This is a genomic window from uncultured Roseibium sp. (assembly GCF_947499295.1).
GTDB lineage: Bacteria > Pseudomonadota > Alphaproteobacteria > Rhizobiales > Stappiaceae > Roseibium.
Genome location: NZ_CANMNP010000015.1, coordinates 97,975 through 124,297 on the forward strand (window position 1 = coordinate 97,975; position 26,323 = coordinate 124,297).

Annotated in this window: 22 protein-coding genes and 1 tRNA gene; 15 read left to right on the plus strand and 8 right to left on the minus strand. The window is 54.2% G+C overall.

Features of this window, described 5'->3' with window-relative positions; translation table 11 throughout:
* Positions 1-25 precede the first annotated feature (25 nt).
* Genes cobN through Q0835_RS21225 form a run of 5 tightly spaced genes read left to right on the plus strand, consistent with a single transcriptional unit; the run spans position 26 to position 6,700 of the window.
* Positions 26-3,784 (plus strand): cobaltochelatase subunit CobN, encoded by a 3,759-nt coding sequence (gene cobN / locus Q0835_RS21205; RefSeq protein WP_298964091.1) that lies wholly within the window; start codon positions 26-28, stop codon positions 3,782-3,784.
* Positions 3,781-4,419 carry a cob(I)yrinic acid a,c-diamide adenosyltransferase gene (gene cobO / locus Q0835_RS21210; protein ID WP_298964093.1) on the plus strand — a complete coding sequence of 213 codons (639 nt, stop codon included), beginning with the start codon at positions 3,781-3,783 and terminating at the stop codon, positions 4,417-4,419. The genes cobN and cobO overlap by 4 nt, the downstream gene beginning before the upstream one ends.
* A 30-nt stretch (positions 4,420-4,449) precedes the next feature.
* Positions 4,450-4,914: a GNAT family N-acetyltransferase gene (locus Q0835_RS21215; protein ID WP_298815117.1), complete on the plus strand. Its 465-nt coding sequence runs from the start codon at positions 4,450-4,452 to the stop codon at positions 4,912-4,914.
* Positions 4,914-5,225: a YrhK family protein gene (locus tag Q0835_RS21220; RefSeq protein ID WP_298964094.1), complete on the plus strand. Its 312-nt coding sequence runs from the start codon at positions 4,914-4,916 to the stop codon at positions 5,223-5,225. The genes Q0835_RS21215 and Q0835_RS21220 overlap by 1 nt, the downstream gene beginning before the upstream one ends.
* Positions 5,222-6,700 (plus strand): cobyric acid synthase, encoded by a 1,479-nt coding sequence (locus Q0835_RS21225; RefSeq protein WP_298964096.1) that lies wholly within the window; start codon positions 5,222-5,224, stop codon positions 6,698-6,700. Before Q0835_RS21220 ends, Q0835_RS21225 begins: the two co-directional genes overlap by 4 nt.
* A gap of 23 nt (positions 6,701-6,723) precedes the next feature.
* Here Q0835_RS21225 and cbiB read toward each other — a convergent pair whose 3' ends face one another.
* Entirely contained in the window at positions 6,724-7,701 is a 978-nt protein-coding gene (gene cbiB, locus Q0835_RS21230; protein WP_298964098.1) for an adenosylcobinamide-phosphate synthase CbiB, read from the minus strand.
* A gap of 9 nt (positions 7,702-7,710) precedes the next feature.
* The gene (gene cobD, locus Q0835_RS21235; RefSeq protein ID WP_298964100.1) at positions 7,711-8,712 is read right to left on the minus strand and encodes a threonine-phosphate decarboxylase CobD; all 1,002 of its coding nucleotides are present in this window, start codon (positions 8,710-8,712) and stop codon (positions 7,711-7,713) included.
* A gap of 184 nt (positions 8,713-8,896) precedes the next feature.
* On the opposite strand from cobD, the gene Q0835_RS21240 reads away from it, so the two are divergent.
* Positions 8,897-9,148 carry a hypothetical protein gene (locus Q0835_RS21240; protein ID WP_298815135.1) on the plus strand — a complete coding sequence of 84 codons (252 nt, stop codon included), beginning with the start codon at positions 8,897-8,899 and terminating at the stop codon, positions 9,146-9,148.
* 33 nt (positions 9,149-9,181) lie between these two features.
* On the opposite strand, the gene Q0835_RS21245 is transcribed toward Q0835_RS21240, so the two are convergent.
* From Q0835_RS21245 to Q0835_RS21255, 3 genes are all read right to left on the minus strand, one after another.
* Positions 9,182-10,315: a carboxylate-amine ligase gene (locus Q0835_RS21245; RefSeq protein ID WP_298964102.1), complete on the minus strand. Its 1,134-nt coding sequence runs from the start codon at positions 10,313-10,315 to the stop codon at positions 9,182-9,184.
* Between the two features lie 102 nt (positions 10,316-10,417).
* Positions 10,418-10,849, minus strand: a complete 432-nt coding sequence (locus Q0835_RS21250; protein ID WP_298964104.1) for a hypothetical protein — start codon at positions 10,847-10,849, stop codon at positions 10,418-10,420.
* Positions 10,850-12,027: 1,178 nt separating this feature from the next.
* Positions 12,028-12,101 (minus strand) — tRNA-Cys (locus Q0835_RS21255).
* A 251-nt stretch (positions 12,102-12,352) separates the two neighbouring features.
* Here Q0835_RS21255 and Q0835_RS21260 point away from each other — a divergent pair.
* From Q0835_RS21260 to Q0835_RS21270, 3 genes are all read left to right on the plus strand, one after another.
* Positions 12,353-13,015: a protein-L-isoaspartate O-methyltransferase gene (locus Q0835_RS21260; protein ID WP_298964106.1), complete on the plus strand. Its 663-nt coding sequence runs from the start codon at positions 12,353-12,355 to the stop codon at positions 13,013-13,015.
* A 209-nt stretch (positions 13,016-13,224) separates the two neighbouring features.
* The gene (locus Q0835_RS21265) at positions 13,225-14,613 is read left to right on the plus strand and encodes a TolC family outer membrane protein (protein ID WP_363324429.1); all 1,389 of its coding nucleotides are present in this window, start codon (positions 13,225-13,227) and stop codon (positions 14,611-14,613) included.
* Positions 14,614-14,899: 286 nt separating this feature from the next.
* Positions 14,900-15,640: a DUF2497 domain-containing protein gene (locus Q0835_RS21270; RefSeq protein WP_298815146.1), complete on the plus strand. Its 741-nt coding sequence runs from the start codon at positions 14,900-14,902 to the stop codon at positions 15,638-15,640.
* 22 nt (positions 15,641-15,662) lie between these two features.
* Here the strand turns inward: Q0835_RS21270 and Q0835_RS21275 are convergent, their stop codons facing one another.
* Positions 15,663-16,091, minus strand: coding sequence for a DUF1284 domain-containing protein (locus Q0835_RS21275; RefSeq protein ID WP_298815149.1), 429 nt, complete (start codon positions 16,089-16,091; stop codon positions 15,663-15,665).
* Positions 16,092-16,275: 184 nt separating this feature from the next.
* Between Q0835_RS21275 and Q0835_RS21280 the strand changes: the two genes are divergently transcribed.
* Entirely contained in the window at positions 16,276-19,206 is a 2,931-nt protein-coding gene (locus Q0835_RS21280) for a valine--tRNA ligase (RefSeq protein WP_298964107.1), read from the plus strand.
* A 179-nt stretch (positions 19,207-19,385) separates the two neighbouring features.
* On the plus strand, positions 19,386-19,862 hold the full coding sequence (locus Q0835_RS21285) for a DUF2155 domain-containing protein (protein ID WP_298815554.1): 477 nt from the start codon (positions 19,386-19,388) through the stop codon (positions 19,860-19,862).
* Between the two features lie 23 nt (positions 19,863-19,885).
* Here the strand turns inward: Q0835_RS21285 and Q0835_RS21290 are convergent, their stop codons facing one another.
* Together Q0835_RS21290 and Q0835_RS21295 are read right to left on the minus strand one after the other, a co-directional pair.
* Entirely contained in the window at positions 19,886-20,368 is a 483-nt protein-coding gene (locus tag Q0835_RS21290; RefSeq protein WP_298964108.1) for a GNAT family N-acetyltransferase, read from the minus strand.
* A gap of 51 nt (positions 20,369-20,419) precedes the next feature.
* Positions 20,420-21,088, minus strand: a complete 669-nt coding sequence (locus Q0835_RS21295; RefSeq protein WP_298815158.1) for an alpha/beta hydrolase — start codon at positions 21,086-21,088, stop codon at positions 20,420-20,422.
* 293 nt (positions 21,089-21,381) lie between these two features.
* Between Q0835_RS21295 and Q0835_RS21300 the strand changes: the two genes are divergently transcribed.
* From Q0835_RS21300 to sufD, 4 genes are all read left to right on the plus strand, one after another.
* Entirely contained in the window at positions 21,382-22,551 is a 1,170-nt protein-coding gene (locus Q0835_RS21300) for a cysteine desulfurase family protein (RefSeq protein WP_298964109.1), read from the plus strand.
* Between the two features lie 113 nt (positions 22,552-22,664).
* Positions 22,665-24,137: a Fe-S cluster assembly protein SufB gene (gene sufB, locus Q0835_RS21305; protein WP_298815164.1), complete on the plus strand. Its 1,473-nt coding sequence runs from the start codon at positions 22,665-22,667 to the stop codon at positions 24,135-24,137.
* A gap of 67 nt (positions 24,138-24,204) precedes the next feature.
* Entirely contained in the window at positions 24,205-24,960 is a 756-nt protein-coding gene (gene sufC / locus Q0835_RS21310) for a Fe-S cluster assembly ATPase SufC (RefSeq protein WP_298964110.1), read from the plus strand.
* Between the two features lie 14 nt (positions 24,961-24,974).
* Positions 24,975-26,294, plus strand: a complete 1,320-nt coding sequence (sufD, locus tag Q0835_RS21315) for a Fe-S cluster assembly protein SufD (RefSeq protein WP_298964111.1) — start codon at positions 24,975-24,977, stop codon at positions 26,292-26,294.
* The last annotated feature ends 29 nt before the right edge of the window (positions 26,295-26,323 follow it).

Sequence of the window (26,323 nt, forward strand, 5' to 3'; positions counted from 1 at the left end):
AGAAAGTACGGGCCAGCCAAAAGAAATGCATATCCTAGCCAGCCAGACGCGCCGGATTGACGACGGTGGAGACGCGGTCGACCTTGGTCAGTCTCCAGCCGATATTCTTTTTCTTTCCGCGGCGGACACGGAATTGGGCAGTTTTGCTGCCGCTCATGCGCAGCTAAGTGCCGACAGGGCGACACTGAGGCTGGCGAACCTGATGGCGCTGTCGCATCCGTATTCGGTTGACCTATATGCGGAACAAACAGTGCGCGGGGCGCGCCTGGTCGTCTTGCGGGTTTTAGGCGGTGTCGAATACTGGCGCTACGGCCTTGAAAGATTTGAGGAAGAAACACGCTCGAGCGGCATAGAATTGATTGTCGTTCCCGGTGACGACAAGTGGGATGCCGATCTCAGCGGGCGGTCAACAAGACCTGTCGAGGACGTTTATCGGTTTTGGCGCTACTGCGTTGAGGGTGGCTCTGAGAACTATGCCAATGCCCTCCGCTATTGTGCGTTTCTCATTGGAAGGGCTGAGGAACCTGCGCAGCCGGTTCCTCTTCCGCGTGCCGGTCTCTATCTTCCAGGACACGCAACCCCGGACTTAGGCACCTTGAAGTCAACCTGGCATGATCAGGCCAGACCGTTGGCAGCCATTACGTTCTATCGCGCCCTTGTTCAGGGCGCTCAGACCGCTCCGGTTGATGCCTTGGTTGATGCTCTGGACAAAGCGGGCCTCAACGCGATGCCGGTTTTCGTTTCGAGCCTCAAGGAAGCGGAGTCCGTTGCTGTACTGGGCAGCCTGTTCAGTGAAGGGCGACCGGACGTTGTTCTAAATGGAACTGCTTTCGCAGTTTCGAAGGCTGGTGCTGCACATCAGTCCACGCCATTGGATCAACCTGGCAAGCCTGTCTTGCAGGTTGTTTTCTCGTCTTCTTCAAAGGAGGGATGGGATGAAAGCGATCAGGGTCTTTCAATACGTGATCTCGCCATGCATGTGGTTTTGCCGGAAATAGATGGACGAATCCTGAGCCGCGCTGTGTCTTTCAAGGAAGAAGGCATTTTCGACGAGGCGACGCAATCCACACCTGTCAAGTTCACACCTGTGCCCGATCGCATGACCTTTGTTGCAAACCTGGCAGCAAATTGGGCGAAGCTTGGCAAAATACCTGAAGCGGCGAAAAAGACCGCGCTGATCCTGGCAAACTATCCCAACAAGGACGGACGGCTTGCTAATGGCGTTGGCCTCGACACACCTGCGTCTTGCGTCACGGTTTTGGAAGCACTGAACATCGCTGGGTTTGATACAGGTAAAGCCCCAAAAAGCTCTGCTGCCCTTATGGAGACGCTGACGAGCGGGGTCACGAATTCGCTTGATAAACGTTCTGAAAGGGCAGGATTTCAGGAATTCGACCTGAGCAACTACCAATCGGCCTTCGCGGGGCTGCCTGATGACGTGAGGCGTTCAGTTCTGGACCGTTGGGGGCAACCTGAAGACGACCCGCATGTAATTGACGGCAAGTTTCGTTTGGGCTTGCACAGGTTCGGCAACCAGGTGGTCGGCATTCAACCGGCGCGCGGTTACAACATTGACCCAAAGGAAACCTATCACGATCCGAATCTTGTTCCACCGCATCACTATTTCGCTTTTTACTTCTGGCTGCGATGCTCTTTTGGAGCCGATGCGGTTATTCATCTGGGCAAACACGGAAACCTGGAATGGCTGCCTGGAAAGGCGCTTGCCCTCTCGGAAAACTGCTTTCCTGAGGCTGTGCTTGGGCCGGTTCCAAACATCTATCCTTTCATTGTCAACGATCCGGGTGAGGGCGCGCAAGCAAAGAGGCGGACATCTGCGGTCATTGTCGATCATTTGACACCACCTCTGACCCGGGCTGAAAGCCATGGCGCCGCGGAAGAGATGGAGACACTCCTTGATGAGTACTATCTCGCCAGTGGTGTGGATCCGCGTCGCTTGAAAGCGCTGACTGGAGACATTCTGGATGCCGCTGCTCGTCACGGTCTGGACAAGGACATCGGCCTTACCGACGAATTGGACGAAGAAACGCGTTTGGCGCGTTTAGACGCGCATTTGTGCGACCTGAAAGAGTTGCAAATCCGTGACGGGCTTCACATTCTCGGGGTGAGCCCGGTTGGAGAACAGTTAACGGATCTCCTCGCAGCTCTCGCCAGGGTTCCCCGCGGCACCAGCCCCGCCGATGAGAGCCTTCAACGTGCCATCGCCAAAGACCTCGGGTTTGGTAACTTCGATCCGCTTGATTGCGATTTTTCAGAAACCTGGAACGACAAAAAGCCCAATCTCCTGCAAGAATTGCAAGCATCTGCCTGGCGTTCCAACGGCGATACTGTCGAACGGATTGAGCTGCTTGCCCAACGCTTGATTTCCGGCGGTTCGGATGTGCCGGAAGACTGGACATCTACGCGCGCAGCTCTTCTTGAGGTCAACGAAACCCTTCGACCTTCTGTTTGCGGGTCTGGCAAAGCCGAAATTGCCGCTGTGTTAACGTCTCTCGCTGGAGGTTTCGTGGAGCCTGGACCGTCTGGTGCTCCTTCAAGAGGCCGGCCGGACGTTTTACCGACAGGCAGGAACTTCTATTCTGTTGATGTCCGCGCCGTGCCGACCGAAACGGCTTGGCGTCTTGGTCAGAAGTCCGCTCATCTGATTGCGGAACGGTATTTTCAGGAAGAAGGCGATTGGCCCACGTCCATGGTGCTGACCTGTTGGGGCACCGCGAACATGCGCACCGGTGGAGACGACATCGCACAGGCACTGGCATTGATTGGTGCAAGACCTGTGTGGGAAACCGGGTCGGGTCGCGTAACTGGATTTGAAATTTTGAAACTGTCAGAGCTCGGGCGTCCGCGTATCGATGTGACGTTAAGAGTTTCGGGCTTCTTTCGAGACGCGTTTCCGCACCAGATGGATCTGTTTGACAGTGCGGTTCGTGCTGTTGGCGCGCTCAATGAACCGGAGACCGCGAACCCAATCGCTTTGCGCATGAAGGATGAGACCAGACGCCTCCTTGAAGAAGGCCTCGACGAAGGTGCGGCGGCTCAAAGAGCGGGCTTCAGAGTGTTCGGGTCCAAACCAGGGGCCTATGGTGCTGGTCTTCAGGCACTGATTGATGAAGGCATCTGGCAGGAACGCGCAGATTTCGCAGACGTGTTTCTGAGCTGGGGCGGCTATGCTTATGGCGGCGGCGCGGAAGGAACAGGCGCACGCACAGATTTGGAAAAGCGCCTGCGATCCGTTGATGCCGTTCTTCACAATCAAGACAACCGGGAACACGATTTGCTCGACAGCGATGATTACTATCAGTTTGAAGGTGGCCTGGCAGCGACGGTTGAAACGCTTTCTCAAAAAGACCCCAAGATCTATCACAACGATCATTCGCGGCCCGAACGTCCGGTGGTTCGTTCATTGACGGAAGAATTGGGCCGTGTCGTGCGGGCCCGTGCCGCAAACCCGAAATGGATCCGCGGTGTCATGCGCCATGGCTACAAAGGGGCATTTGAGATGGTTGCCACGCTCGACTATCTCTTCGCGTTCGCAGCCACAACACATGCTGTTGGGGATCATCATTTTGATCAGCTTTACGACGCATACCTAGACGACGAAACCGTTCGAGATTTCCTTAAAGACGCCAATCCTGCAGGTTTCAATGAAATGCTCGACCGTTTTCAGGATGCAATTGAGCGCGGCCTCTGGACGCCGCGGCGCAATTCGACCCATTCTGCCTTGAGCGACATGAAATCCAATCTCGTGGAGACACCAGCACCGTGACTGAAGAAAACGACAAGCCAGGTCTGACCGAAGAAGAACTGAATGCCCGTCACGCCGAAAAGATGCGCAAGAAGAAGGCGGCGCGCGACAAGATCATGGCGACCAAGACCATCGAAAAGGGTCTGCTGATCGTGCATACAGGCAAGGGAAAGGGCAAATCCACCGCAGGTTTCGGTATGGTTTTTCGCTCGCTTGGTCATGGTCACAAAGTTGGCGTTGTGCAGTTTGTCAAGGGACGTATCGAAACCGGTGAACGTGCAGCACTCGAGCGATTTTCAGATCTGGTGACCATAAAGCGCATGGGCGAAGGTTTTACCTGGGAAACACAAGACAGACAGCGCGACATAGACGCCGCCCAACAAGCGTGGGATGCGGCCAAAGAGATGATCACATCCGGTGATTTCCGGCTGATCCTTTGCGACGAACTCAACATCGTTCTGCGCTACGATTATCTCGACATTGCTGAAGTGGTCGATTTTCTGAAAAACCAGAAGCCGGCTGATGTGCACGTTGTCATCACTGGTCGAAATGCCAAAGACGAACTGATTGAGATTGCCGATCTTGTGACCGAGATGACACAAATCAAGCATCCGTTCCGCTCAGGCGTGAAGCCACAAGAGGGCATCGAGTTCTAAAAGTGAGTTCGGGTGCAGGGTTCATGTGTCGTGACATCGGCTCAAGCTGATGATGCTGAAGAGATTGCAGAGGTTCTGAGACGTTCAATCGCGGAACTCTGTGTTGCCGATCATTTCGGAGAAGCTTCGAAACTCGAACCGTGGCTGGCCAACAAAACGGCGAGGAATGTGCTTCTATGGATTGAAGGACCGGACCTGGTCGTGACCGCTCACCGACAATCAAAAAACGCCAGTTTCATAGCTGGTGTCGGGATGGCATCGGCGACGGGCGAGGTTTTGTTGAATTATGTGCATCCGGACGCCCGGCTGACTGGTGTTAGCAAGGTGATCATGCTCTCGCTGGAGGACCATCTTAGAAAGCTCGGTCTTGCGAAGGCGCGATTGACGAGCACGGTTACCGCTGAACGGTTTTATAGATCGATTGGCTATATCGAGACTGGCGATGCCAGGTCGCACAGGGGTGTCGTCGTGCGGGATTTTGAGAAGGTGTTTTGATGATGAGCAGGCTCTTTGACCATTCGCTGCGGTCAGCCTCGGCAGATCACGCCGAGATTGTCCGCAAATATGAACTTTATCGAACCATTGTTGAATTCCTGGCGGCGGTGTTGTTCGTCATTGGCAGTATTTTTTTCTTCTATGAGCGTCTTGTATTTGCAGGCACCTGGTTGTTCCTGATCGGTTCAGTGTTCTTCGCTGTCCGTCCCACCATTCGGCTGCTGCTCGAACTTCGGCTTGCGAATCTTCCGGTACCAAAGGAATTCCGACCTTATGGAGCTGCTCCAGTGTCGGAAGAAACCTCGCCATGATTGAAACCAAGGTCGCCAGGAATTGCCCGGCGATAATGGTGCAGGGAACGGGCTCCAATGTGGGCAAAAGCCTGATCGTGGCAGGCTTATGCCGTTTGTTCGCCAATCGAGGCATTTCAGTAAACCCGTTCAAACCGCAAAACATGTCCAACAATGCGGCTGTGACCGTCGATGGCGGCGAAATCGGCAGGGCGCAAGCTCTTCAGGCTTTGGGAAGCCGGGTACCACCGACAGTGCACATGAACCCCGTACTGCTTAAACCCGAAACCGACACCGGCGCACAGGTTATCGTACAGGGAACCAGATACGGCACGATGCGGGCACGCGAATATGGAAAGCAAAAAAGCACACTTCTACCGAAGGTTATAGAGAGTTTCGAAAAAATTACTTCAATTTCTGACCTTGTCATCATTGAGGGAGCCGGCAGCCCGGCGGAAATCAACCTGAGGGCTGGAGACATCGCTAATATGGGGTTCGCGGAAGCTGCGGACCTGCCGGTCATCTTGTGCGCAGATATTGACCGTGGCGGCGTCATAGCATCGGTGGTTGGGACCCACGCGGTGCTTCTTCCTGAGGAGAGAGACCGTATCAAAGGGTTTTTCATAAACCGCTTCAGAGGGGATCCGAGCCTGTTTGAAGAAGGCATGCGCGAGATTGAAGGTCGCACGGCCTGGCGTGGCCTTGGTGTGGTACCCTGGTTTGCAGACGCGGCGAAATTGCCAGCGGAGGATGCCCTTGGGCTCGCAGATGGCTTCGGTGCAGGCAAAGTTAAAATTGTGGTTCCTGTTATTTCCAGGATCGCAAATTTCGATGACCTGGATCCCTTGCGGCTGGAACAGGACGTCACCCTTGAACTGGTTCAACCAGGTGTGCCGTTACCCGCCGACGCGGATGTCGTTCTACTTCCAGGCTCCAAATCAACTATCGGCGATCTTGCGTTTTTTAGGGCACAGGGTTGGGACGTCGATTTGAAAGCACACCATCGTCGTGGTGGGCATATTCTTGGCGTCTGTGGGGGATATCAGATGCTCGGCAAGACGATATCCGATCCGGAAGGCATTGAAGGGACGCCCGGTACTGTAGAAGGGTTAGGATTTCTGGATGTATCGACGACACTGACACCGCAAAAATCAACCGTTTCTGTATCTGGAAGCCACATTGCCAGCGGTGCCGCTGTGAAGGGGTATGAAATCCATATCGGGATCACATCGGGTCCGGATTGCGAGCGGCCGATGATGCTGCTGGAAAGCCACAAGCCTGATGGTGCTATCTCGGCAGATGGGCGCGTCTATGGAACCTACGTGCATGGGCTTTTTACGGGCGATGCCTTCCGAGCGGCCTATCTCGATGCTTTTGATGCCCGAGCTCTGGTTGCGTATGACAGGCGCATCGATGAAATTCTGGATGATCTTGCACTTCATCTGGATGAAGTGATGGATGTCGAAACGATCTTGGACATTGCCCAGCGCAGATAATAAGGGCTGGCGGTCAGGCGCGCCTAAACCACAACAAGTACGGCCAAGGTGACAACCAGAGCAGCCTGAAGCCAGCATGCACCTACCAGCAAGACGAGTGCCTTCGCAATATCGTCACCCGATGCTTGCTTGCGTCCGTTATCGTTCAAATAGCTGTCCTGAGCAGTGTATTCGGCATAGATCCTGGGCCCGGCCAGTGCCAGATCGAGCGCGCCAGCCATGGCAGCCTCCGGCCAGCCCGCGTTTGGCGAGCGGTGTTTGTTTGCGTCTGTGCGAATGCATCTGAGGCTATCGGCAACTTTTCCCTTTGCCATTGGTGCAGCAAAGGCGATGAAGAGACCGGAAAGGCGCGAGGCTGGCAGATTGATCAGGTCGTCAAACCTTGCCGACGCCCAGCCGAACGCGGCGTATTTTTCGTTTTTGTGACCGATCATGCTGTCGGCAGTGTTGACGGCCTTGTAGGCCAGCAATCCGGGAAGTCCCAGCACGGCAAACCAGAACGCGGGAGCAACGACGCCGTCTGAAAAATTTTCAGCGCAGGATTCAATTGCAGCGCGCGAAACACCGGCTTCATCGAGCTTGTCCGGATCGCGACCGACGATCATTGACACTGCTTTGCGCCCGCCGTGAAGACCATGATTTTTGAGCCCGTCCCGAACCGCGGCAACATGCCGGTACAGGCTGTTTTGTGCCAAGAATACAGCGGCTATGACAATCGTGAGTACGTCGCCATACGGCAATCTCTCCGCAAGTGCCTGAAGGCAAAATCCTGTGATAGATGACAGCACGATGAGCGTGATCAGCACCAGGACGCCATTTTGCTTGCGCGCGCCATTCGACAATGTTGTTTTGTTGAAACGTTGATCGAAAGCCGCAATCAGTTTGCCGAGCCAAACGACAGGATGCGGCAGACGGCGCCACAGCCAGTCAGGGTCACCAACAACTGCATCCAGCAAAAGCGCTGCCACAAGCAGCCAAAATGCATTTTCCAGCACCAGCATCGTTTCAGATCAACTCTCGGCCTGAATTTCAGCGAGCGCACCTGAAAGACGTTCCAGATTGTCTGCGCTTCCTGGCAGTCCGAACCGGATCCAGGTTGGAGCATAGTCAAAAATGCGCGTCCAGATATGTCGCCGCGCCAGCGCTTGATGCAACTGTGAAGCGTTACGCAGTCCAGCAAGTGCATAAAGCGGCGTTCCGCCAAAAACGCTCAAGCTGTGCTGCGAAAGACAGAGTGTCAGATCGGCCATCTCGTCTGCCAACTGACCTGACATTTTTTTCTGCCAGTCGATGTCTTTGAGCGCGGTCGCGCCGATTTCAAGCGCCGGACCGCTCAGGCTCCAGCTTTCCAGGATCGAGGACATTGTATCGGTGACGGTCTTAGGTCCCGCAAGATATCCGAGACGAAGTCCAGCCAGTCCGAAAAACTTGCCGAATGATCTAAGCACCACAACGTTTTCGCCACCAATGTGAGGCAAAATGCTGGAACCGGGCACCACATCGGCAAAGGCTTCATCCACGACCAGGAATCCGCCCCTGTCTGTGAGCGATCTCGAGATTTCCAGCATACTCTTCACGTCAATCAGTTGCCCGTCGGGATTGTTCGGATTGACCAACACCACAATTTGAGCGCTTTCCGGAACTGCATAGATGCTGGACAACTCGACCAAATCGCATTTTTCGCGAACCCAGACGGCTCTGTGGCTGGTGTAACTGGGGGAGGTGAGCGCAACCGGTCCGCCCGGTAGGACGGATGGCAAGAGGGATATGAGAAGTTGCGTGCCAGGTGCTGCAACAACACCCAGATGATCCGGAATGGCATAAGCGCGCCGCGCGGCCGTTGTCAGTCTTTCCTGTCCTGCCTTGGCCGGTAGATCCGTCCATGTCGTTTTGGCGATAGAGCCAGGCAATGGATAGGAATGGGGATTGATGCCGGTTGATAGATCCAGCCAGTCGGCACGTTTGCCGCCATACTGTTCCATCGCGCGTGTAAGGTCCCCACCGTGTTCCATCAAATCGTCCCTCGCCAATTGCTCCGGAATTGAGCATCCGAGCCAAACGCGTAGCCGATTTGCAGCGACAGGTCACCGCCGGAAACGACATGCCCTTGTCAAAAGCACAGATTGACAGTGAGAACACCCGGCAGATAAAAAGAACAAAAAGGGAACAATTGCACATTCACGTCCGGAGAGTTTTATGACAACAGGCCGTCGCAGCCAATCGAAAGCCAATGAAATTGACCGAGAAGCCCTTTTGTCAGCGCTTTCGGTTGCCAGAGCATCCCTGATCGAAGCGCAGCGCTGCATGCGTCCAAGATCCGGTTTGGCCAGATCTGCAAAAGCGGTCATTTCGGAAATTGACGAGTTTGCTTTTGTCCTTACGGGGACGGAGAACTACTTTTACACCAAGGCCCACGGCACGCCGCCTAGAAGTGTTTCAACACGGTGAAGTGCTTCTTTGGATCGCGCGCAGCCTGTTGAGCTAGGTGAGACCTGCCTGGGTTTCTGCAATCAGATGATCGACCATCCTGTCCAGAGTCTCTTGAGGCAACTGAATGTCTTCCGAGATTTCTCCGGCAAGCGCCAGCTGGCTATCGGCAGACGTTCCTCTGGTCGCTATTTCCCGAATGTGCATGAGGTCGGTCTCGCAACCGAAATACTCTGCGTCCGGCCAGACCAGTTCAATCATTTCGTCAATGAGATCAATGAATGGCACGGTTTCATTGCGTCCGAAATCGATCAGTCGGACAGCCGTTCCGTGACGTTGGGCCTGCCAACGGTTCTCCGACAAAAGAAAACGCGAATATCTGCGCCAGCTCTGGTTGGCACGACGCAGCCTAAACAGCATTCTGCACAAACAGCGATAAAGCGCAGCGATGGCAATGGCATCGTCCAGGCGCGGGCAGACATCCGTTACGCGCATCTCCAGTGTGGGAAACCGGTCTGACGGGCGAAGATCCCACCAGATCTTGGTTGCATCCTCGATAACGCCGGCGTTCGTCAGAATATCAACCGTATGCCGGTATTCGTAGTTGCTCTCAAAACGTGGCGGCAGACCGGTCCTGGGCAACTCGTTGAAAACGGACAGCCGGTAGGATTTCAAACCTGTCCTGCGTCCACGCCAAAAGGGCGAGGAGGTGCTGAGCGCAAGCAGATGCGGCAGAAAATAGGAAAGTTGATTGAACAGTTCGATCCGGAGCTCTTCATCCTCTATCCCGACATGCACGTGCATGCCGCAAATCAACATCCGTTTGGCGACCACCTGCATGGTCCTGGCGATTTCGTTGTAGCGTTCCTTGTTGGTGTGCGGTTGATCCGTCCATTCCGCAAACGGGTGCGTGGAAGCGGCGATCGGAGCCAGATTGAATTGGGACGCCTCCCGGGTGATCGTCTTTCGGAAATAGGAAAGTTCAGCACGAACTTCGGTCAATGTCATGCAAACGGGGGTTCCGACCTCGATCTGGCAGCGCAGGAATTCCGGACTGACCCGTCCCTCCAGTGCACTCTCACACGCCTGAAAGAGCTCTGGTGGCGGACTGCTCGCCAGTTTGCGGCTGGACTTGTCAACGAGAAGATATTCTTCTTCGACACCAATGCTGAAACTTGGTACTTTCATCAAGGAACCTTCCGAATATTTGTCTTGCCTCATCAAGGCAGAAAAAGTGCCTGTTTGGCAAACAAAGTTTCGGTTTCGGATAACCCTCGTCTTGCCTGAGGGCTACCAGATGTTTCCCGCTCCAGGCGTGTAGGCAGCTCCCATGACCGTGTTGGCTTTGAGGACGTCGCATTCTACGATACCGGTAAATTTGGCTATAGCAGTGCTGCTTTCCGAAATTGACGCCGCGAATTTGAGTTTGCTTCCAGCTGAAATTTCGACGGTATCCAGGCCCTGTATGAGAACGCTTTTCGGTGCGCTGATGATCACGTCCTGATTTTGCAGCGTGATGACGCTTTCAAGCTCGGCCAGCCTGGCTTCAAGATCATTGACCCGCTGACGAAGAGCCTCAACAACCTGATCGCTGCTGCTGGATTGCGATACGACCTGCGGGGTTTTTCTGGGGCGGGGGGGCTCCACGCGTTTCATGGTCGACGTTGAGACAGCTCGAGCCGGTTTTTTCATAGCGGATGCTGGATTGGAAGGCGGTTTCATTGGCTTTCCTCAATGTGTGGTAACAGAGGAAAAACGCTAACATGCCGTAAGGGAAATACACAAACAGCCACACTGCAGAAGCATTTGCGGTTGGCAGGTCGAAGAATGAGAAAAATTGGAGGCCCCGACCGGAAAAGCCAAGGCACTATTTTTCAATGACCTACAGAAAGTTGGTGCAAAATCGATGGTATTGGATATCAATATCTTAGCTTTTGAATTGCCCCACTTTTTTGGAATCCATAAGGCTCTTGACGCTGGATTCCGTCAGACGCCCGTGGTTTGCAGCTCAGATCTACCCTACAAGTTCGTGCCCGTAGTCCGTAAGAACACGATTAGTCGCTTAAAGTTTTCAAGCGTAGCCATCCTTAAAGCACCGATAAGATCGTTTCTTATCGCACGCGCGTTGACAGCACCCAACAAGACCGAGACACATGTAAATGTGGTGAGGAAATAGACCTGATGGCTGTAGTTCCAAAAGTACATTCGCAGTGCATCAAAAAACTCAGCATTTGGGTGTCTTGCAGTCGTCAGTGCATGGAATGGAATCAGAGCAAAAAGCAAATAGTATGTAGAGACTGCACATCCTAACATAGCAAAATATTTGAGTCCCAGTTTACTTAACGACGAGACGAGGGCTGTAGAAACAGCCGAAAATGTTACAATAGAAACAAGCAATAAAATCGCGACATAGACCCTCGGATAGTAAGTGTCGAAGTAAGGTTCGAGAGTTAGATGGAGATAGTAAGACGAGCCATACCAAACCAGTGTTGCTACCAGAAAAATATTTAGAAGTCTGATCATTAGAGCATCCACCCCAGTCAGATTGACCAATGTTGTCCCCCATTCTGTACTGTAACACGGGCCACGGAGAACATATTTCGTCGCTTCGCTTACCTACTCAGCTTCACCATAGAAAGTTCGAGAATTGTGCCCGAACCTGGGACCGTTACCTTGGAGCGACTCTAGGCCATCGCGCTGATCTTCACCAACTACATGAGCATAGCTGAGCGTGGGCGAAATGTTCGCGCGTTTGATCACTTTTTGTTCCTAAGGGGGGGTGACTCGGTCAATTGCGTTTGGAGTGAAACTGGAGCAAGAGTTTCCCACTTTTTGGATGTGCCTGAGCGCGGCACATTTAAACCTCAAAAAAGAAATAAAATCAGGAATTTATGAATTTTTGGAGGCCCCGACCGGAATCGAACCGGTGTACACGGATTTGCAATCCGCTGCGTCACCACTCCGCCACAGGGCCTCTTGGTGGTGTGCCGCGCCTTATCAAGCAGTTGCACGCATTGGTCAAGTCCTGAATTCCGGCGGCCGAATATATCCACCGGTCGCCGATTTGAATTCCCGAAGAAAAATGTCCACCATGAGAAAAGCACGCAAAACCTGGAAATGGCAGGGCATCCGCAGTTTCTGATACTTGTCAGCGCGCTTCCGCATCGCTAATGAACGACACTTGAGAGGCGCCGGACGCTCGGCGAGTCAAATATGAGGGCCGATATGACGGACTTTAGCCAGTCGCGCCGCAAAATGGTGGACAACCAGCTGCGCACAAACGATGTGACCGACCATCGAATCCTTGACGCGATGGAATTGGTCCCTCGGGAGCGCTTTGTTCCGGCCTCCAGGAAAGCCGTCGCCTACATCGATGAAGATCTGCCCGTAGGTGCGGCAGACAGTGGCCGGGTCATCATGAAGCCGCACATTTTCGGAAAACTGGTGCAGCTGGCGGAAATCCGGGAAGACAATGTCGTTCTGGTGGTGGGCGCAGGAACAGGCTACAGCGCTGCGGTTGTTTCCAAGCTTGCAGCTTCAGTTGTTGCGCTGGAAGAAAACGAAGAACTTGCGAAAACAGCGACGGAAATTCTCGTTGAACTTGGGATCGAGAACGCCGTGGTGGTTGAAGGCGCGCTGAACAAAGGGTTTGCGTCCGAAGGGCCTTACGATGTCATACTGATTGATGGCGCTGTTGAGGTACTGCCCGATGAACTGACCAAACAGCTTAAGCCCGGTGGACGGCTGGCGGTTGTCGAAGGACAGGGCGGTTCAGGAACTGCCAAGCTCTATCGAAATTCCAATGGTGTTATTGGCAGCGTGTTCGGCTTCAACGCTTCGGTCAGCCTGCTACCCGGATTTGAAAAAACGGAAGAATTTGTATTCTAGTGTTTTATGCGCTTTTTTACGAAATTGGCCCGCCTCATTTGGCGGGCTTTTTTGTTTCAGAACGAATTGGTCAGTCGCTGGACGTCCGACTTGTTGCACCAATGCCTCACTCGTCGAAAAACGGATTTTCTTGATCGCAAACAGTTGAAGAATAACACCCATCAGTTTACTCAACACTGTCGAGTAGGGTGACCCGGAAGGAGTACGGCGTGTCTGGTCGTTCAACACTGAAAGCAGTGGCCATAACTGTTGGGCTTATGGCGAGCGTATCCAGCGGATCCTTTATGGGGGGTATGCCTGAAGCGCAGGCAGAAACGATTCGCGAGTCTTTAGCGCTAGCTTATTCCAACAATCCGACGCTGAACGCCGCACGTGCGCAGCTTCGTGGTGTGGATGAAAATGTGCCTCAGGCACTGTCGGGGTGGCGCCCGACTGTTACCGCGTCCGGTTCTGCCGGACGCCTTGCAAATGGATCAGATGGCAACATCGACTACCGTAACAATGCCTCGATATCTCTGACGATCAGTCAGACATTGTTTCGCGGGTTCCGGACAATCAATTCCACACGCCAGGCCGAGGCCGTTGTGCGGGCACAGCGCGAAAGCCTGAGTTCAACAGAGCAGGACACGCTTTTGAGCGCTGCTACCGCTTATGTTGACGTGATCCGTGATACGGCGCTCGTGTCGCTTCAACGCAGTGACCTTGCCTTCCTTCAGGAACAGGTGCGCGCGGCGCGTGACCGTTTTGACGTGGGTGAGGGAACTCGTACCGATGTCAGCCAGGCAGAAGCGCGGGCAGCGGAAGCGCGCGCAAGCCTGAATACGGCACTGGCCAATTTGAACACCAGCCGGGCCATCTATCGTCAGGTCATCGGGATCGAAGCACGCAGTTTGTCAGCGGACACGTCGATCAACAGTGTTGTTCCGAAGTCGCTTGACCAGGCCATGCAGCTCAGTGAAACGCATCAGCCTCTGATCCGGCAGGCCCAGCATCTGGTTGATGCTGCGCTATTCAACATCAAGGCGATCGAAGGTGAGTTGCTGCCGACTGTGACGTTGGACGGCAGCATTTCGAGGACGTGGAATCCGTCAGCATTTGCTGATGAGAGCAACAATGCGCAGATATTCGGAAATGTCAGTATCCCGATCTATCAGGGCGGCGGAGTTTCGTCTCGCGTGCGTCAGGCGAAGGAAGAATTGGGACAAACCCGCCTTCAGTTGGACGTGACACGTGACCAGGTGCGCGCAAATGTGATTTCGGCCTGGGGTGTCTATCAGGCTGCCGAAGCGTCGATTGTTGCGGCGCAAGCCGCAGTGGAAGCGCAGCAGTTGGCACTTGAAGGCGTTATTGAAGAGCAGCGTGTGGGTCAGCGGACGACATTGGACGTCCTGGATGCACAGCGTGAACTTGTCACTCAGCAATCGAACCTGGTGACGGCGCAGCGCAACCGGATCATCGGCGGATACCAGCTTGTTTCAGCTGTCGGACGCCTTGATGCGGACAGCCTCGGGCTGAGTGTTGCCCGGTATAATCCCAAGCAGCATTACAAGGCCGTTCGCGATCAGTGGATTGGCCTGCGCACACCTGACGGTCGCTAGGTTATTCGGCAAACCTCATTGAAAACGCAGTGAAAGCTGCAGGACGATTAAGGCGTATGGGCGTACCGCACATGCGCCTTACCTCTCTGAATTGACGAATTCCGGATACGAAGTTGTCGGGAAATGGTCCCTCAAAACGCCTAAATCCGACTTAAGAGGGGAAAAGGCGTTGGTAATGGATGCGCTTGCTTTGCGCGTTTCTTATTGGCCCGCATAATTTCGATTAACGAATCATTCAGTAGTGACTGTGTGTTCGGTAGCGTAGCCGGCAAGTACGGGGGAAGGCATGGCACAGGCGAAAAAGGCTGACGAGCCGTCGATGGAGGAAATCCTCGCATCGATCCGCCGTATTATATCCGATGAGGATTCCCAAGGTGCTGACTCTGGTGAAGCCGATGCAAGTGAAGAAGTCGAAACCCCAGTAGCAGAAGAGGCGGCGGACGATATGGGCGATGCCTCCGAAATGTCCCAGGACGATCTCGACAAGCTGTTCGATATGAGCAGTGATGACGATGATATTGAAAGTGACGAAGAAGCTGGCGGTGAAGACGCCGACGACATGGCAGCGGCCATGGAAGCAGACGCGGCGGAAGACGATGACGAAGACATTCTTGAACTGACTGAGGAATTGGCGGTTCCCGACGAAATGGAGATGGTCGAGGGACTAGCCGAAGACCTGGAAGGTGCTGAAGGTGACCTTTCCTTCGCAGAAGCACCCGTTGAAGACACCGAGCCTGAGCCGGAAGATTTTCCAGAGCCGGAAATGGCAATGGACATGCCGATACCGGATGAGCTTCCAACGGTTGCCGATGACGCGCCTTTGACATCCAACAACACCGGAGAAGCCGTTCACGCTGCGTTTGATAACTTGTCGAACATGTTCGTCGGTTCACAAGCTCAGACCGTGGAGGAGCTTGTCAAAGAGATGCTGCGTCCAATGCTCAAGGCCTGGCTTGATCAACATCTGCCTGGGATGGTCGAACAGATGGTGCAGAAGGAAATCCAGCGCGTTACGCGCCGTCGATAGGGTTGCTGCACAGTTATGACAATCAATCAGGGGGCGCCAGATGGCACCCCCTGAATTTTTTTGCTGCGATGTTGGAACACAGTTCATACCACTCGCAGCCTTCGCACCCTGCACGAATGGCACCGTTTGCGAAGGCAGCCCTCAGTGCGAGGACCTGCGACGTCGTAAGACGCAACGCCATGTTGCCGACAAGGCTGGTCTTGAGAACAGCGCCAATTTGGCGCGCTGCCATTTCGTCTCGAACTCGGACGCTGTCATTGTGACAATGGCAACCGGCTTCCGCCAACATTGGTGCACAGATATCGTCCGGCCCGGTAACGAGACTCAAAGCTTCGCCTTTGTTCAGCCGTTGGATGATTTGATCATAATTCTTGACGAAATCGGGAGTGTACCCCCGACCAAGATAGGTCAGCATGCACAAGAGGTGATGCGGTCGGATTGAGACGGTCATGCATCGGTTATGGCAGGAAATAGCCGCCTGCCCAAGGCGACTTCTTTCAGCTGTTGCCAATCGGCCTGAAATGCCCGCCTTTGGACATTGTTTCGCATCCATAGGCTGTTGACTTGCGGCTGAGCATCAGATTTACACGGGTGCTCACGAATTTAGACATTTATCCTCCCAACGAGTGACCCTGATGCTGGATAAAACTTACGATGCGGCCAGCGTTGAGCCGCGGATTTACGAAACCTGGGAAAAGGCCGAGGCATTCAAGGCCGGAGCCGGTGCCAAAGATGGTGCTAATGCCTTTTCCATCGTAATTCCGCCGCCCAATGTGACGGGTTCTCTTCACATGGGACACGCACTCAACAACACACTCCAGGATATTCTCGTCCGCTGGAAGCGTATGCAGGGCTTCGATGTTCTTTGGCAACCAGGGACTGACCATGCCGGCATTGCGACGCAGATGGTTGTCGAGCGTGAGCTGATGGAAACCCAACAGCCTGGACGGCGCGAAATGGGCCGAGAGGCGTTCGTAGAGCGCGTCTGGGAGCAAAAGCGAAAATCCGAAGGGACGATTCTCGGTCAGCTGAAGCGGTTGGGCGCTTCGTGTGATTGGAGCCGCACCGAATTCACGATGTCGCCGAACCTGTCAGCTGCGGTACTGAAAGTGTTTGTCGACCTTTACAATGAAGGGCTGATTTACAAGTCCAAGCGGCTTGTAAACTGGGACCCGAAATTCGAAACGGCAATTTCGGACCTTGAAGTTGAGAATATCGAAACCGATGGCCACATGTGGCACTTCAAGTATCCGCTGGCCAGCGGTGAAACGTATGAGTATGTCGAAAAGGACGAGGAGGGGAATGTCACCCTTCGCGAGAACCGCGACTACATCTCTATAGCGACCACGCGCCCGGAAACCATGCTAGGTGATGGCGCAGTTGCCGTTCACCCCGACGATGAGCGCTACAAGCCGATTGTCGGAAAGCTTTGTGAAATTCCGGTAGGGCCGAAAGAGCACCGGCGCCTGATACCAATCATCACGGACGATTATCCGGATCCTGACTTCGGCTCGGGTGCGGTCAAGATTACCGGCGCGCATGACTTCAACGATAATGGCGTTGCACAGCGCAACAAGATCCCGATGTACCGCCTGATGGACACCAAAGGCGCCATGCGTTCCGACGGAGCACCTTATGTTGAAGAAGCTGCGAAAGCGCAGGCAATCATTGATGGTGCCGAGATGTCCATCAACGAAGTCGATCTCATCAACATTGTTCCTGACGACCTGCGTGGCCTGGATCGTTTCGAGGCGCGCAAGCGGGTCGTTGAACAGATCACGGCCGAAGGTTTGGCCGTCATGGTGCCAAGCGATCACCCTGAGGTCGCCTGGATGAAAGGTCAAGCGCCGGACTGGCATCCACTTGGCAGGGCAATCGTTCGCCCGCTTCAGGATGGCGACGAAGCGCCGGCTGAGCTGCCCATGGTAGAGTCCAAAAAGATCATGCAGCCTTTCGGTGATCGGTCGAAAGTTGTGATCGAACCCATGCTGACCGATCAATGGTTTGTGGATGCCAAGACCTTGGCGGCTCCCGCGCTGAAGGCGGTCGAAAACGGCACGACCAGATTTGTTCCGGAAAACTGGGACAAGACCTATTTCAACTGGTTAAACGACATCCAGCCCTGGTGTATTTCACGTCAGCTTTGGTGGGGACATCAGATCCCTGTCTGGTACGATGCCGAAGGCACGGAATACTGCGCCCAAACCGAAGCTGAAGCAGTTGAGATGGCGGGCGGAAAACCGTTGACGAGAGATCCTGACGTTCTGGACACCTGGTTTTCTTCCGCGCTTTGGCCTTTCTCAACACTCGGCTGGCCAAACAAGACCCCGGAACTGGAGCGCTATTACAAGACAGACGTGCTGGTGACCGGTTTTGACATCATCTTTTTCTGGGTCGCCAGAATGATGATGCAGGGCATCCATTTCATGGACGAAGTTCCGTTCCACACGGTCTATATCAATTCAATCGTTGTCGATAAGAACGGTAAGAAAATGTCGAAATCACTCGGCAACGTTCTCGACCCGTTGGAGCTGATCGACACCTATGGTGCGGATGCCACGCGCTTTGCGCTGGCAAGTCAGGAAGTTCAGGCACGCCGCACATTGCGTATGTCGGATCAGGCAGCAGAAGGCGGGCAGCGCTTCGCTACCAAGCTCTGGAATGCGTCCAGATTTGCAGAAATGAATGGCTGTGCTCGTGTTGAAGGGTTCGACCCTGAAGCCACCCGACATACTTTGAACCGCTGGATCGCAACCGAAATGGGCCGCTGCACGGCTGAAGTGACAGCCGCTCTTGAGGACTACCGGTTCAACGACGCCACCGGCGCCGTGTATCGATTCACCTGGAATACCTTCTGTGACTGGTATCTGGAGCTGGCCAAACCGATCTTCAACGGTGAGGACGAAGAGGCAAAGACAGAGACCCGTGCAACAACAGCCTGGGCGATCGACGAGATTTTGAAGGTTCTCCATCCCTTCATGCCGTTCCTGACGGAAGAACTGTGGGAACGCCTGGGCGATGAAGGTGTCAGGGCCGACGATCTGCTGATGCTGACGTCGTGGCCAAATACACAGGTTTCAGACAGCGATGCTGCAGCCGAAATCAATTGGCTGGTGACATTCATTTCTGAAATTCGCTCGGTTCGCGCTGAGATGAACGTTCCGGCAGGGGCAAAGGTCAACATCGTCGTTGCCGGCGCAAGCGATCAGACGAAATCTCGGCTGTCTACGCATGAAGCCGCCATATTGCGTCTTGCCCGCGGTGAAAGCGTGGAGCTTGCGGATGTGGCACCGTCCGGATCGGCTCAGATTATTGTCGGCGAGGCAACGGTAAGCCTGCCACTTGCCGGGGTCATTGACCTTGGCGCGGAAAAAGCGCGGCTTGAAAAAGAAATCGGAAAACTCGAGGGCGAGATATCCAAGATCGAAAAGAAGCTCGGAAATCCGAAGTTCGTTGAAAAAGCGCCGGAAGAAGTTGTTGAAGGCGAGCGGGAAAAGGTGGCCGAATCCTCTGAAAAGCTGGAAAAGGTTCAGATAGCCCTGAAACGACTTTCGGAAATTGGCTAAATGATCTGCGGTCCGGTCAAGTGTCGTCTTTTCCGGGCCGTAATTCGGTGCTAGCGCGGCTGAAGAAAACTTCGGTATGCTGGTCCAAGGGATTCGAATAGAAGCAGATGGTCACCTTGATTGACGCATTGAAAGCGGCGAAACATCTTCTGGCTGGTCTTGCGGTCGCTTCTTTGGCCATGTCTGCGTCAGGTGCCGCGGCTCAATCGGAAAAGATTGAAAACCCCGTCGCGGTGTTCTCTGGTCTCGACAAGATTACGGGCCGGATTATCTCATTCGATGTCTATATTGGCGAAACGGTCCAGTTCGGCGCTCTGCAGGTGACGCCGCGTGTCTGTCATACGCGGCCACAAACCGAGTCACCCCTGACGACAGGTTTCGTGCAGGTCGATGAGATTACGCTGAACAACGAGGTGCGGCGGATCTTTTCCGGTTGGATGTATGCTGCAAGTCCCGGGCTCCACGCCGTTGAACATCCCGTCTATGACATCTGGCTGACCAACTGCAAATTGGCCTCGACCGTGCCGCCGCCAGAAGACTATGACGGACCGCCAATCAAGGGTGTTGTTGCAGAGGGCGAAGATCCCTTGGCCGGGCCGGATGATGGTGTTCAAAGCGGTCCTGGTGTCCCCAGACCGAAGCCATTTCAGGGTTGATTGATTCCTATGGAACGCCAGTATCAGGTGATTTCGCGCTTGGGATACCCGTTTGCTCTCAGTTCAAAACCTTTTTTTGAAGTCTTGAAACCGAGGCTCTCATAGAACTTGTGGGCCTCGGTATTTTCGGACCCTGACATCAGCATGATCTTGAAACAACCAGCCTGCCACCCCAGGCGGATCGCCTCTGTCAGGACCTTCTTGCCAATTCCCTGACCACGCCAGTCTTCACGTGTGACGACATTTTCGATCAGGGCGTATGAGGCACAGCCACGCGTCATGTTAGGAACCACGACAAGTGTGCATGAGCCGACCGGGACGGCACCCTTCCAGGCAACAAGAACAGTCAGGCCTGGATGTTTCACAAGCTGTTCGAAGGTCTTTCGTTTCAGCAAGTCGTCTGCGGCAATATCTTTCGGATTGAGATGATGGAACAGCTCGGCAACGGCGTCAAAGTCGCTGACATCAGCCGCGCGGATTGTCAGGTTGCTGTCGCTTGAAACCATCTCAACACCTGAAAAAAAAGCCCGCCGAATGGCGGGCTTTGCGAAACGAAATCAGTCGATGTCTACATAATCGGCGGGTGTCAGGCCAAGCCGCCCGTCAACATATGTCCCACATCGATCCATCAGGTCATCCATATCATTTTCAAAGAAGTGATTGGCGCCTGGAATTGTTTCGTGATCGATCACAATACCTTTTTGGGTCTTCAGCTTGTCGACAAGCGTTTGAACGTCTTTTTGGGGCACCACCTTGTCGTTGTCGCCGTGGACGATCAGGCCGGAAGACGGGCAGGGGGCCAGGAACGAAAAGTCGTGCAGGTTCGCAGGTGGCGCGACTGAAATGAAACCTTCCACTTCCGGGCGCCGCATCAGCAGCTGCATGCCGATCCACGCACCGAAGGAGAACCCGGCGATCCAGCAGGCTCGTGCGTCGGTGTGGACCGTCTGCACCCAGTCAAGCGCTGCGGCAGCATCGGAAAGTTCACCCTGTCCGTGATCGAAAGTTCCCTGTGACCGTCCGACACCTCTGAAATTGAACCGAAGTACCGCAAAGCCGCGCCGGGCGAACATGTAGTACATCTGGTAGACAATCTGATTGTTCATCGTCCCGCCAAACTGCGGGTGAAGATGCAAAACCAGCGCGATAGGTGCGTTGCGTTTTCTCGCGGGGTGGAACCGGCCCTCGAGCCGGCCGGCGGGACCGTTAAAGATCACCTCAGGCATGAAGTGCGATGTCCTTGTCATTTGGCGCGCATTTATGCTGCTGCGCGGATTGGGGTCAGATACGTGATTACCCGTAAGTCTAAACTTGACTCTTAGCCTCCGAGTTTCTAGAACCTTGTTTAGAATTATTCGAAACTTCGCACCACCAACCAGCGGCGACAATGCTCGGGTCATCCGATTGGGGGGTGTTATCGTCACCGCAGCGAAAAATATCAAGGTTTTTCGCACATCTATCTGACGATAAAGCGAAAAATCGAACACGGAAGAATGCTGATTCAGGCTCTAGAGGTGTCATGCCGCGTCTTTCAGACCCAATCTATCTTGATCACAACGCAGGCGCTCCCATGCGCCCGGCGGTGTGCGAGGCCGTGATTGAGGTCATGGGGGAGGTCGGCAACGGATCATCCGTTCACAGTCATGGTCGCAAGGCGCGGGGCCGAATTGAGGATGCCCGTGAAAAAGTCGCGCAACTTTGCAACGCCAAAACACGCGCTGTGACATTCGTGTCTGGCGGTACTGAAGCCAACATGACTGCTCTCGCGCCTTCCTGGCAGGACCAGGGTGTACCTGTCTATTTGGACAAGGTGTTCATGAGCGCGGTCGAACACCCATCTGTCATGACCGGCGGGCGCTTTGCTGTGGCAGATCAGATGATTGTTCCGGTCAAGTCCAATGGTCAGATCGATCTTGAGAGGCTTGAGGAACTCGTTTCCGGCGCAGAACCCGGTCTGGTTTCCGTCATGGCCGCCAACAACGAGACAGGTGTCATTCAACCGCTCCCGGAAGTGGGGCGGATCGCGTGTGAATACGGACACTTTTTTCATGTTGATGCCGTACAGGCGGCAGGTAGACTGGAAATAGACCTCGACGCCTGGCAGGCAGATGCCGTTACGCTGTCGGCCCACAAATTCGGTGGGCCTCAGGGCGTTGGGGCCGTTGTCGTGCGCACGACCGGGCGGGTTCCATCACCGCTGATGGTTGGTGGTGGCCAGGAAAACTGGCGCCGCGGTGGCACAGAAAATGTAGCTGCAATCGTCGGATTCGGAATTGCCGCGACTGAAGCCCTTGAAGACCTCGCACAAGTGCGCCATTTCGCAGAAATGAAGACGCGTCTTGAGGCGGGTTTGCGGGCCACATGTCCGAAAACGGTGTTCTTCGGTGACCAGGCTGAACGTCTGGCAAACACAAGTTGTTTTGCTGTTCCAGGCATTTCAGCTGAAACAGCTTTGATCGCTTTTGATTTGGAGCGCGTATCTCTTTCGTCGGGCTCGGCCTGTTCGTCTGGAAAAGTGTCTGTTTCCCATGTGCTGACGGCAATGGGCGTGGATGAACATCTGGCCCGTTGCGCGCTTCGCGTCAGCTTGGGATGGAACACCAGCGAAGCTGACATTGATCGATTTTTGGCACTTTGGCCGAAAATCATCGACAGGCTGGACCCGCAAGCCCGGCATCGGGCGGCATGAAGTGAGAATTCGGGCCGTTGCCCGGCAAGTGAGATGCGGTTCAGGGATCCTGTCCTGAACTGCAGTGAAAATTGTAATGAGCAGACACAGGGTCTGCTAAATGGAGGCGCAGTATGCCAGCTGTACAGGAAACCATCGAACAGGTGAAAGCCATCGATGTTGACCAGTATAAATACGGCTTTGTTACGGACATTGAGTCAGAGAAGGGCGCAAAGGGTCTTTCTGAAGAGACTGTCCGCTTTCTGTCGGCCAAAAAGAACGAGCCGCAGTGGATGACCGACTGGCGGCTGGATGCGTTGCGTCGCTTTCAGCAGATGGATGAACCGGATTGGGCGCGCGTTTCCTATCCGAAGATCGACTTTGACGATCTTTATTACTGGGCTGCGCCAAAGTCCGTCGAAGGACCGAAGAGCCTGGACGAAGTTGATCCGGAATTGCTTGCGACCTACGCGAAACTTGGCATTCCCCTGGCGGAGCAGGAAATTCTCGCTGGTGTTGAGCCGAAGAACCGGGTCGCGGTTGATGCGGTATTCGATTCCGTTTCCGTCGTGACGACCTTCAAGGAAGAGCTGAAAAAGGCTGGCGTCATTTTTTGCTCCATTTCCGAGGCCGTGCGCGAATATCCGGATCTGGTCAAAAAGTATCTCGGTTCAGTTGTTCCAATTACCGACAACTACTATGCAACACTCAATTCCGCCGTGTTCTCTGACGGATCGTTTGTCTACATTCCCGAAGGCGTCCGCTGCCCGATGGAACTGTCGACCTATTTCCGTATCAACGAACAGAACACAGGTCAGTTCGAACGCACCCTGATCATTGCCGAAAAGGGATCTTACGTCTCCTATCTGGAGGGGTGTACAGCGCCGCAACGCGATGAAAATCAGTTGCACGCGGCCGTGGTTGAACTTGTGGCGCTGGATGACGCGGAGATCAAATACTCCACCGTTCAGAACTGGTACCCGGGTGACAAGGACGGCAAGGGCGGCATCTACAACTTCGTCACCAAACGTGGCGATTGCCGCGGCAAGAACTCCAAGATCTCATGGACACAGGTCGAAACGGGCTCTGCGATCACCTGGAAGTACCCATCCTGCATTCTTCGCGGTGAGAATTCGCGCGGAGAGTTCTATTCGATTGCGGTTTCCAACGGACATCAGCAGATCGACAGTGGCACCAAGATGATCCATTTGGGCAAGAACACCTCCAGTCGGGTGATCTCAAAGGGTATCTCCGCCGGCAAGTCGGAAAACACATACCGTGGTTTGATCTCAGCACACCGCAAAGCGTCGAACGCAAGGAACTTCACTCAGTGTGATTCACTGCTGATCGGACAGGATTGCGGTGCGCACACCGTGCCCTACATCGAAAGCAAGAATGCGTCGGCACAGTTCGAGCACGAGGCGACAACATCAAAGATTTCCGATGATCAGATGTTCTACTGCCTGCAGCGCGGACTGTCTGAAGAAGAAGCCGTTGCCTTGATCGTCAACGGCTTCGTCAAGGACGTGATCCAGCAGTTGCCGATGGAATTCGCGGTTGAAGCGCAAAAGCTTATCTCCATCAGTCTTGAAGGATCGGTGGGCTAACGAACCGCTTTCGAATTGAATATGGAATTTGGGGCTCTGCGCCCATGAGTTACGAGGAAACATCTCAATGCTTGAGATCAAAAACCTGCATGCCCGCATTGCGGAAGATGAAACTGAAATCCTTCGGGGTGTCGACCTGACAGTCAACGCCGGTGAAGTTCACGCCATCATGGGGCCAAACGGTTCCGGAAAATCCACACTGTCCTACGTGCTGGCCGGTAAGGACGATTATGAGATCACAGAAGGGGAAGTCCTCTTCAATGGTGAGAACATGCTCGATATGGATCCTGACGAGCGCGCAGCTGCGGGCATGTTCCTGGCGTTTCAGTATCCGATTGAGATTCCTGGCGTCGCCACGATGGAATTCTTGAAAACTGCCATGAATGCGCAGCGCAAGGCGCGTGGTGAAGACGTTCTGTCAATTCCCGATTTCATGAAGCGCGTCAAGGCAGCAGCATCACATCTCAATGTTTCAATGGACATGCTGAAGCGTCCGTTGAATGTCGGCTTTTCAGGTGGCGAGAAGAAGCGAGCTGAAATCCTGCAGATGTCTCTGCTTGAACCGAAGCTCTGCGTATTGGATGAAACAGATTCGGGCCTCGATATCGATGCGTTGCGCGTCGTATCCGACGGCGTCAACAAGCTTCGCTCGCCGGAACGGGCAATGGTCGTCATAACGCACTATCAGCGTTTGCTGGATCATATCGTACCGGATGTCGTCCATGTTCTTTCCAAAGGCAAGATCGTCAAAACTGGCGACAAGGATCTTGCGCTTGATCTGGAGAAGCATGGCTACGCCGAATACATCGATACAGCCGCTTGAGGGAGCAGGGCGATATGAACGCGACGGCACTCATCAAACACACGCAGGCCGAAAGCAACCTGTTGGATCGATACCAGAGCTCGAAAGACGGTCTGGCAGGATCCATCGCAGTATCTGAGCTGAGGGAAGCTGCGGTAGAACAGATCCGCGACAGGGGTCTGCCTCATCGCCGGGTCGAGGAATATAAATACTCGGATCTGCGTGCCTTTATGAAGTCCGCAGCGCCTCTTGCGGCTGCCGCCGATGAAGCCGTCGCCAAGGCGATTTTGGCAGATCAGAACAGCTACGGCGATCTTGAAAGATACCAGGTTGTCACCATCAACGGCGTATTTGCTCCCGATCTCTCTGATGTGGATGGGCTCACAGGCGAAGGTGTTGTTATTTCCGATTTCAACTCAGCGCTGAAGGGCGAGGCCGGTGCACAGTTGCTTCGCTCTCCGAAGTCCGCTGCAAATGATGGCGTCATTGCGCTCAACACTGCCTTCGTACAGGGCGGCGTCGTTATATCGCTGGCAGCCGGTGTTGAAGTCTCAAAGCCGGTCGAACTGGTGCAGATTGCAACATCTGAAGGCGCGCAGGTCAGCCGAACCAAAGTAACGCTCGGCGAAGGCTCCAAGCTGCGCCTGCTGGAAACATTTGCCGGTGAAACCGGAAACGGAGAATTGAACGCCGTTTTCGACTATGACATTGCCGACAAGGCGTCGTTGGCGACGACCCGTCTGATAGCCGGCAAGGTTGACGCGGCAAGGCTCTTCACAACGATTGCCACGATCGCAGGTGAGGCTGAGTTTAAGTCGCTCGGATTTATGGCGGGGCCGAAGTTTGCGAGAAATCAGCAGTTTATCGAGTTTACCGGCGAACACTCCGAGGCGAAAATCTATGGCGTGACAATGGCTGGTGGTGAAGATCTGGCTGACCAGACGCTTATCGTTGATCACGCGGTTCCCAATTGTAACAGCCGCGAGTTCTTCAAGACTGTCCTCGATGGCCGGGCGAAGGGTGTTTATCAGGGCCGGATCAATGTTGCGCAACATGCCCAGAAAACTGACGGTGAGATGATGACACAGGCTCTGCTTCTTTCAGAAGAAGCAGAAATGGCCAACAAGCCTGAGCTTGAGATCTTTGCCGATGACGTGATCTGTGCGCATGGTGCGACCAGCGGGCAGATTGACGAGGACCTGCTTTTTTACCTAAGAGCCCGGGGCATACCTGAAGACGAAGCGCGAACCCTGTTGGTTTTGGCTTTCCTTTCAGAAGCTATCGAAGAATACGGCGAAGATGATGTGACCGATGGGCTCGAGGAACGCGTGCGTGACTGGCTGGCCGGGCACTGACATCGGTTATGCTGAGTGGAACAAGGAGC

What these genes read in the sequence shown, in the direction of transcription:
- cobN (WP_298964091.1), top strand. Translation starts at nt 26, where the DNA reads ATGCATATCCTAGCCAGCCAGACGCGCCGGATTGACGACGGTGGAGAC.
- Q0835_RS21220 (WP_298964094.1), top strand. Translation starts at nt 4,914, where the DNA reads ATGATGAGCAGGCTCTTTGACCATTCGCTGCGGTCAGCCTCGGCAGAT.
- Q0835_RS21225 (WP_298964096.1), top strand. Translation starts at nt 5,222, where the DNA reads ATGATTGAAACCAAGGTCGCCAGGAATTGCCCGGCGATAATGGTGCAG.
- cbiB (WP_298964098.1), bottom strand. Translation starts at nt 7,701, where the DNA reads ATGCTGGTGCTGGAAAATGCATTTTGGCTGCTTGTGGCAGCGCTTTTG.
- cobD (WP_298964100.1), bottom strand. Translation starts at nt 8,712, where the DNA reads ATGGAACACGGTGGGGACCTTACACGCGCGATGGAACAGTATGGCGGC.
- Q0835_RS21240 (WP_298815135.1), top strand. Translation starts at nt 8,897, where the DNA reads ATGACAACAGGCCGTCGCAGCCAATCGAAAGCCAATGAAATTGACCGA.
- Q0835_RS21245 (WP_298964102.1), bottom strand. Translation starts at nt 10,315, where the DNA reads ATGAAAGTACCAAGTTTCAGCATTGGTGTCGAAGAAGAATATCTTCTC.
- Q0835_RS21250 (WP_298964104.1), bottom strand. Translation starts at nt 10,849, where the DNA reads ATGAAACCGCCTTCCAATCCAGCATCCGCTATGAAAAAACCGGCTCGA.
- Q0835_RS21260 (WP_298964106.1), top strand. Translation starts at nt 12,353, where the DNA reads ATGACGGACTTTAGCCAGTCGCGCCGCAAAATGGTGGACAACCAGCTG.
- Q0835_RS21270 (WP_298815146.1), top strand. Translation starts at nt 14,900, where the DNA reads ATGGCACAGGCGAAAAAGGCTGACGAGCCGTCGATGGAGGAAATCCTC.
- Q0835_RS21275 (WP_298815149.1), bottom strand. Translation starts at nt 16,091, where the DNA reads ATGACCGTCTCAATCCGACCGCATCACCTCTTGTGCATGCTGACCTAT.
- Q0835_RS21280 (WP_298964107.1), top strand. Translation starts at nt 16,276, where the DNA reads ATGCTGGATAAAACTTACGATGCGGCCAGCGTTGAGCCGCGGATTTAC.
- Q0835_RS21285 (WP_298815554.1), top strand. Translation starts at nt 19,386, where the DNA reads ATGTCTGCGTCAGGTGCCGCGGCTCAATCGGAAAAGATTGAAAACCCC.
- Q0835_RS21290 (WP_298964108.1), bottom strand. Translation starts at nt 20,368, where the DNA reads ATGGTTTCAAGCGACAGCAACCTGACAATCCGCGCGGCTGATGTCAGC.
- Q0835_RS21295 (WP_298815158.1), bottom strand. Translation starts at nt 21,088, where the DNA reads ATGCCTGAGGTGATCTTTAACGGTCCCGCCGGCCGGCTCGAGGGCCGG.
- Q0835_RS21300 (WP_298964109.1), top strand. Translation starts at nt 21,382, where the DNA reads ATGCCGCGTCTTTCAGACCCAATCTATCTTGATCACAACGCAGGCGCT.
- sufB (WP_298815164.1), top strand. Translation starts at nt 22,665, where the DNA reads ATGCCAGCTGTACAGGAAACCATCGAACAGGTGAAAGCCATCGATGTT.
- sufC (WP_298964110.1), top strand. Translation starts at nt 24,205, where the DNA reads ATGCTTGAGATCAAAAACCTGCATGCCCGCATTGCGGAAGATGAAACT.
- sufD (WP_298964111.1), top strand. Translation starts at nt 24,975, where the DNA reads ATGAACGCGACGGCACTCATCAAACACACGCAGGCCGAAAGCAACCTG.